Raw genomic sequence first — 7634 nt, forward strand, 5'->3', positions numbered from 1 at the left:
ACTCTTACAACACTATTTTTTACATCATTTTTATGCTCATATGTATTCATATAAACCCCCTATTAAAAAAGGCTTTCAATTAAGAAAGCCTATTAGAAATTCTTCTTTGCGACAACTAAGAAACGATATGTTGTCAACTGGAAATATGTATTCTGTTTAATCTGATCTAATGCATTCATATAGAAGCTCTTATATTGTGCGACATTTTCAGCCACTTCTGGAGCCACCTTACGGAAGTAAGTCTGTATTTGACGAAGATTATGGAAACGAATGTATCCTTTGTCTTCCTTAGTTTCTACAACTTCAAATCCTGCTTCAGCAAGAGTCATTGCACAGCTGTTCATATCCCATACACCTCTCATCTTAAAAGGCATATACATAGATAAGAATTCATGAAGGTTTTCACTACCATTCTGATTCACAATGAAAGTACCATTTGGTTTAAGTACACGTAATACTTCATTCTTATCATAGTTAGAGAATTGATCCATTAATACATCGATACGTTCATCCTTAAATGGAAGCAGGTTAGATTCTGTCAATTTAGTTGCCTTAACAGGTAATCCTTCTAGAGTTGCTTCTACTTCACTTGTTTCAGTATAAGGTTCAATATCAAATGTTGCGGCAGGATAATCTTTATAATCCTTTACAAACTGTCCTTTATCCACCGTCATAAAAGCTAAATGATCTTCTGGATGAACATAGTTCTTAGTAATAGCTACTTCATCATAAAGTGGTGCAGAGACTTCATAACCATAGTCTTCTTCATCTCCACGTTTTAATTCTTCAATTTCTTTCATTAAATGTGTAGCTGATTGAATCTGCTGACGACATCTGAACTTACCATACTTAATGATAATAAATTGTACGATTGCATCCGCAATCACACCACATGCCACAAAGATAATGAGTTCTAAGAACCACTGTGCTGACATGAATGGTGCATCTGTACCACCAATCATATAACAGATAATACATAATACAACCATGCTTGCTGTTCCTGTATAGTTGAAAGGACGATTGAATTGTTCAAACCACACTAAGTTATTCACTCTTAATGCACGTTTACGGCTGATTTCAAAGTAAATCAGCTGGAATATTAACATCAATCCAACAAACGTTAATAAAGTTGCGAGTAAAATTGCCATAGAATTCCCCCTTATTTGATCTTCTGACCTGTAAGAGTATAGTATTGATCTCCAATTGTGAAATAGCCTTCATCATGAAGAACGATTTCTTTTTCAATAGAGTAAATTTCCTTCATATCATTATCTACATCATAGATATAAGAACGTCCATTCTTTTCTAATGCGAGATATGGATGTCCATCAAAGACAATTGCTGCCTTTTCAGGAATCTTTGTATAAACATCTGAAAGTGCTTCTTTTCCATTACAGTCATAGACCTTAAATTGGCCATTCTTATTATATGCTGCATAATATGAATTGCCGATGAATTCTAAACGTGGATATGATGATTTTAATACATTTTCACCTTCCGCATTAATTAATTCATACTTACCGTTTTTAAGCTGTACAATAGCACACTTGTTTTCATCATACTGATTGGCTTCCTGATAATAAGGACTGACCTTCTTACCATTGAAGTCATAATAAGCATAGCCTTTGCCCTTTACAAAGCCTGGATAACGAGACACTGTTAATTCATGTGCATATGGATAAACCTGTACATTCTTTAATTCACTTGTCTTCTTACCGTTATAAACTGTATGAGGTCCATAGGCAATCTTCTTATTTCTAGAAATGAAATGTGTATTGTCTTTAAAGTTAGAGTTTGTAGGAACAATCTCTCCATTTCTATAAAGACTGACAGTATCATCTGCAGTTAATACGATATTGTTTTTGTCTGTAATCTGTGCACCTGTTAATGCATAATCATTTGAATAAATCTTAGTACCAATTACAGCTAATGTATTCTGGTTATCTGCATCATATAAAATAGCCTGATTCTTACGTGATGCAAGAATAGAATAATTACCTACTTCCTTAATAGAAGACTTCTTACCATTTTTGAAATAAACATTAATAGAATCTTCAAAACCTACAATAGACGCATCATCAATGCTAGAAGCATAATAAACCTTCTTCTTACCAGCATATAGAGTCTTTCCATTATTTACAACCTTATAAGTCTTACCCTTTACGATAACAGGTAAATCAGTCTTTAATAAACCACTCTTAGTAGATGATTTATAAAGAACCTTACCCTTTGTATTAAGTACTTCAATACCACCTAAAGAAATATCTGCTGCTCTTGTTTTAGTTTCTGTTTCCGGATTTCTTATAACAGTTACTTCACTTGTATGCTTCTTCTTACCTACAGTTGCAGTAATAGTTACTTTACCTGTTCTTATACCATATACAGTACCATTTTCTACAGTCGCAATATTTAAATCGCTTGAATCCCATTTAACCTCTTCAGGATTTACATTAGTCACAGAAAGCTGACCCTGTCCACCTTTAATAACAGTCATTTCCTTCTGATCAATCACTTTAATAAGCTTATGAACTGTAACATCACATGTATAATCCTTCTTATCAATCGTTGCAGTAATAGTCACTTTTCCTGCTTTATTTGCATGAATTGCACCATTATCTACAGTCGCAATTGTCTTATCAGAAGTTGTCCATTTAACCTTCTGATTTTCATAGTTGTTAATAGAAAGACCATAATCAGATTCTTCATCCATCTCAATCTTAGTTTCACTTAAAGAAAGAGGCTTAGCCTTAACAGTAATTTTAGCCTTAGCTTTTTGATTACCAGCCTGAACAGTAATAGTAGCCTTACCAGGTTTTACACCTGCAATCTCTCCAGTATCCGGTGCTACAATGACAACCTGATCATTACTTGTAGTCCATACTGCCTGATCTTCATCCTTCTTATTTAATACCTGTAAGAAGATATGCTGATCCTTTTCAATAGTAGTCTTAGAAGGATTAATCTTAATCTGTCTCTTCTTTACTGTAATAGCAGCCTTATATTTCTTCTTGCCTACCTTTGCAGTAATAACAGCTTTACCCTTCTTTAAACCTGTTACTTCACCAAATTCATTGACTGAAGCAATCTTTTTCTTATTAGAACTCCATTGTACAACTTCTTCTGGATTCTTCTTATCTAATACATTTAATACAACCTTCTGTTCAGTTAAAAGAGTCACCTTAGTCTGATCAAGTCTTTGTGTTCGCTTCTTTACAGTCACCTTAGATTTAACTGTCTGACCATTACTTGTTGCCTTGATAGTCGCTTTACCTGGATTAATAGCCCAGATATGTCCATCAGCAACAGTCACTACATTCGCATTACTTGTTTCCCACTTAATATCAGGATATGCATTTTCAATGCCATACTGACCTTCTTCACCTGTATAAAGTGTTGCTTCATTTTGAGAAATCTTTAAAGTCTTACGTTTTACTTTAATCTTACACTTTAAAGTATCATCCCCTACTTTTGCGATTATTGTAGTCTTACCAGGCTTTAATCCCTGAATGACACCATTGTCTACTGTCGCAATCTTAGGATCCTTAGACTTCCATTCAATTGTACGTGCACCAAAATCATTCACTGTAAGTGTAGCAGGTTCTGATGTATATACATCTAAAGATTCCTGAGAAAGATATGGATGTAATGCTTCTACCTTAATCACACAAGTCACTGATGCATTATCTTTAGTTGCAGTAAGTGTTGCAGTACCTGCATGTTTTGCATAAACATAGCCTTCCTGATTAATATCAATGACATCATTATCATTTGTAGACCATACAACAGCATCATTCGCAAATACCTGTGTTAAAGTGTTTTCTGTCATATTAAGAGAAGATGCACTTAAATAAAGTCCAGTCTGTGGCTGAGATTCACCTACAAGCATATTACCCTGTGTCTTTAAGCTTGTATAACGTCCTGGTTTAATAATTGTTTTACCTGTATTAGAAATATAACCAGTCTGATCACTCTCATTAGTCACTAAATATCCACCTTCAAAAGGTGTATATGTCTTATACATATCTTTGGTATAACGCTGCCCCTTAGTATTATAAAGAGCATATAAACTATTCTTTCCTTCTTTCATGAAAGAAGTATTCTTAATCTCATGATTATCAGATGATGATCCACAGCCACTTAATATTAATGCAGCAGCCAGGATTCCTATTACCTTCTTCATAGTCTGCCTCCTTGTTTTTTTCTACAACATCATTATAACATAATTCTTTACGTAAAAAAAATGAGAGATAATCTCTCATTTTAGAATCTTTCTGAAGCGATAATTTACATTCCATAGGAACATAAGAAATACAACCACTAGCATACCAAAAGAGACTAGTGTTTTATACGTTACACTACAATAGAAAAACAAGATACAAAGTACAGTAATCAAGAAACTCATGAGTAAAATCATGAGACTTTTTGATTGTCTTCTTAATTAAAAGAAAATAAGAAGCTGTAACACGATGGAAATTATGAAATATAAATCATTATAATTCATAAGCGTATCTGCTCTCTTTTTTCTTATTATATATCAAGCAACAAAAAAGGCCTTATAAAGGCCTCTTTCACATTAAATATGTAATGGATCGTTGTTTACACCATAAACCTTCTTATCTTTTGTAGTCGCTACATAATATACTGCGCTATCTTCAGGTTTATAGTAAACTTCTAAAGTTTCAAGAGTGTTAAGCTTGATTCCGTTAGCTTTGATATCTTCTTTAACTAATTTTTCGATATCAGACACATTAACATCTTTATTCATGAACTGTACTTCAATTTTTGTTTTCATGTTTATATCCTCCATTTCCTAGTATGATAAAAACCACCTTTAATATAACACTTTTCCTTTTACAATCAACCATTTTTTCTTGAAAATATCAACTATTTTCACCATTTATACATTTATATGTAAAATAGTAACTGTTTTTACGCTTGTCATATATAAACAAAATAACCAAAGTAATGATCATCAAAATAAGACCATAAAGTAAATAAACAAGAAGTAATCCTATCAGATTTGAATCAAACATCATACCTGGTACAACAACTAATGCCTGAATAAATGAAACACTTGATGTACCAATACGTTTAAAGGCTGTCTGAACAGAGAATGCACATGAAGCATATTGTGCAAAGAATAATACAAGAATATCTATTAAAGGAATAATAATCTTTGCCTTTTGATCAATATAGTGTCCTAGCTTCTTATATCCAATAAAGCTAAGCAATGATAATAGTATGGCATCTAGACAGATGATATAACCAAGGTTATAACCAAAAGCCCATATAATACCTCCAATGACTGCACCAATAAAAGCACCAAGTATTCCAAGTGGTGAAGCAGTGTGTTTGGTAATACGTTCATGCTTTTCAAAACAGTCTGAACATAATATATCTATTTCATCATCTAATAAATAGACATTTAATGGTTTGCTTTGATGACAGTGATGACATTGTGGTGACTGATTAATTTCTTTCTTGAGTGTTAAGATAATATTCTCTAACTCTTCTTTTTTAATGCGCTTAGATAATACAAGTCCAGCACCTTTCTCATTAGAATATATACGTTCTACATCATCTCTTTTAATAAAGAGTTGTTCTAGTATATCTCTTTGATGCTTACTATCTTCTGTAGTCAATAATAAAGCTATTTTATGATGAGGTAATACCTGTAATAAAAGATAGAAATGATCTTGAATATAGTAATAATAATCTTTTTTAGGGGTTGGTTTAAAACCAATAGTTGTGAGTTCTTTAATCTTCATAACATACTCCTTTAAAAAAAGAGAGAGTAATTCTCATTACTCCCCTTATTCTGATGCTGAATTTTTAGCTCTATAAGCTCTCTTACGATCAAGTTCAGAAAGATATTTCTTTCTTAAACGGATATTGTTTGGAGTGACTTCTACTAATTCATCTTCATTAATATAGTCAAGACAAGCTTCTAGGTTGAAGTGTCTAGGTCTCTTTAATACTACTGTAGTATCTTTTGTAGATGAACGTGTATTTGTCTGCTGTTTACCCTTAGTAACGTTTACTACTAAGTCATTGTCCTTTGCATGTTCCCCAACAATCATACCTTCGTATACATCTACACCAGGACCAACAAACATTACACCACGGCTTTCTACACCACCAAGTGCATAAGCAGTAGTCTGTCCTGTTTCAATAGAGATAAGAACACCTAACTGTCTTTCACCTACTGCTTCACCTTCTAATGGGCGATATTCTAAGAATGAGTGGTTAATAATACCATAACCCTTAGTCATTGTTAAGAAGTTAGTCATGAAACCAATTAAACCTCTAGAAGGTACGATGTAATGAACCTTAGTCATACCATCCATAGAATCCATGTTTTCCATGATACCTCTTCTTAAACCTAATGATTCAATAACTGAACCAATACAATCATCTGGTGCTTCAATTTCTACATCTTCATATGGTTCACATGTCACACCATCGATTTCCTTTAAGATAACATGAGGTCTAGATACCTGTAATTCATATCCTTCTCTTCTCATTGTTTCAATTAAGATAGATAAGTGTAATTCACCACGACCACTTACCATCCATTCTTCTTTATTCTGAATACGTTCTACTTTTAAAGATACATCCTTGTTTGTTTCTTTGAATAAACGTTCTTCAATCTTAGATGCAGTCACAAACTTACCATCCTGACCAGCAAATGGTGAAGTGTTTGTACCAAAGATCATCTGGATTGTTGGTTCATCTACATGAAGTAATGGTAATGCTTCTTCACAGCTTGGTTCACAGATTGTTTCACCAACACCAATGTCAGCTAAACCTGCAACAGCCACGATATCACCAGCACTTGCTTCTTCTACTTCAAATCTATGCATACCTAAATAACTGAATAACTTCTGAACACGGAACTGTGTCTTAGAACCATCTGCTCTTAAACATACAACATTTTCATTTACTTTAATAGAACCTCTCTGGATTCTACCAATACCAATTCTTCCTACATAATCATTGTAGTCTAATAAAGCTGGCTGTAACTGTAAACCACCTTCAACATCTACTGCTGGTGCAGGAATTTCATTGATAATCATATCAAATAAACAGTCCATATTAGGAACCTGAGTACTAATATCAGGATCTAATGAGCTTGTACCATTTAATGCTGAAACGAAAACAGTTGGGAAATCAAGCTGATTATCATCAGCACCTAATTCCATAAATAATTCAAGAACTTCATCCATAACTTCCTGAATTCTTACAACTGGACGGTCAACCTTGTTGATAACAACGATAGGTTTAACATGAGCAGCTAATGCCTTCTTTAATACGAAACGAGTCTGAGGCATTGTACCTTCATAAGCATCAACAACAAGTAAAACACCATCCACCATGTGCATGATACGTTCTACTTCTCCACCAAAGTCAGCATGGCCTGGTGTATCCATGATGTTGATCTTATAGTCTTTATAATGAATAGCTGTATTCTTTGCTAAAATAGTAATACCACGTTCTCTTTCTAAAGCGTTACTATCCATAGCACGTTCAGCTAGTTCTTCGTGTGCTTCAAGTGTTCCAGATTTCTTAATAAGCTGGTCAACCAATGTTGTTTTACCATGGTCAACGTGAGCAATAATCGCTATATTTCTAAT

The 7634-nt window shown here is 33.6% G+C and carries 5 protein-coding genes; all 5 read right to left on the reverse strand.

Translation table 11 applies throughout. From position 1 onward, the window contains the following. Positions 1-92: 92 nt before the first annotated feature. Positions 93-1148, reverse strand: coding sequence for a hypothetical protein (locus tag ACT8VG_RS05155; protein ID WP_432266580.1), 1056 nt, complete (start codon positions 1146-1148; stop codon positions 93-95). Positions 1149-1159: 11 nt separating this feature from the next. Beyond that, positions 1160-4180 carry an Ig-like domain-containing protein gene (locus ACT8VG_RS05160; protein WP_444195333.1) on the reverse strand — a complete coding sequence of 1007 codons (3021 nt, stop codon included), beginning with the start codon at positions 4178-4180 and terminating at the stop codon, positions 1160-1162. A 393-nt stretch (positions 4181-4573) separates the two neighbouring features. Beyond that, the gene (locus tag ACT8VG_RS05165; RefSeq protein WP_022425172.1) at positions 4574-4792 is read right to left on the reverse strand and encodes a DUF6465 family protein; all 219 of its coding nucleotides are present in this window, start codon (positions 4790-4792) and stop codon (positions 4574-4576) included. Between the two features lie 88 nt (positions 4793-4880). Continuing rightward, positions 4881-5768, reverse strand: coding sequence for a hypothetical protein (locus ACT8VG_RS05170; RefSeq protein WP_444195334.1), 888 nt, complete (start codon positions 5766-5768; stop codon positions 4881-4883). Positions 5769-5813: 45 nt separating this feature from the next. Then, positions 5814-7634 (reverse strand): translational GTPase TypA (typA, locus tag ACT8VG_RS05175; protein WP_444195335.1); only part of this gene is annotated, 1821 nt, incomplete at its 5' end.

It is taken from the genome of Catenibacterium sp., from assembly GCF_052354645.1.
In the GTDB taxonomy this organism is placed as follows: Bacteria; Bacillota_I; Bacilli_A; order Erysipelotrichales; family Coprobacillaceae; genus Catenibacterium; species Catenibacterium mitsuoka_A.

Bases quoted from the DNA above. Each gene is read 5' to 3' on its own strand.
- ACT8VG_RS05170 (WP_444195334.1), bottom strand. From the start codon at position 5,768: ATGAAGATTAAAGAACTCACAACTATTGGTTTTAAACCAACCCCTAAA.
- ACT8VG_RS05155 (WP_432266580.1), bottom strand. From the start codon at position 1,148: ATGGCAATTTTACTCGCAACTTTATTAACGTTTGTTGGATTGATGTTA.
- ACT8VG_RS05160 (WP_444195333.1), bottom strand. From the start codon at position 4,180: ATGAAGAAGGTAATAGGAATCCTGGCTGCTGCATTAATATTAAGTGGC.
- ACT8VG_RS05165 (WP_022425172.1), bottom strand. From the start codon at position 4,792: ATGAAAACAAAAATTGAAGTACAGTTCATGAATAAAGATGTTAATGTG.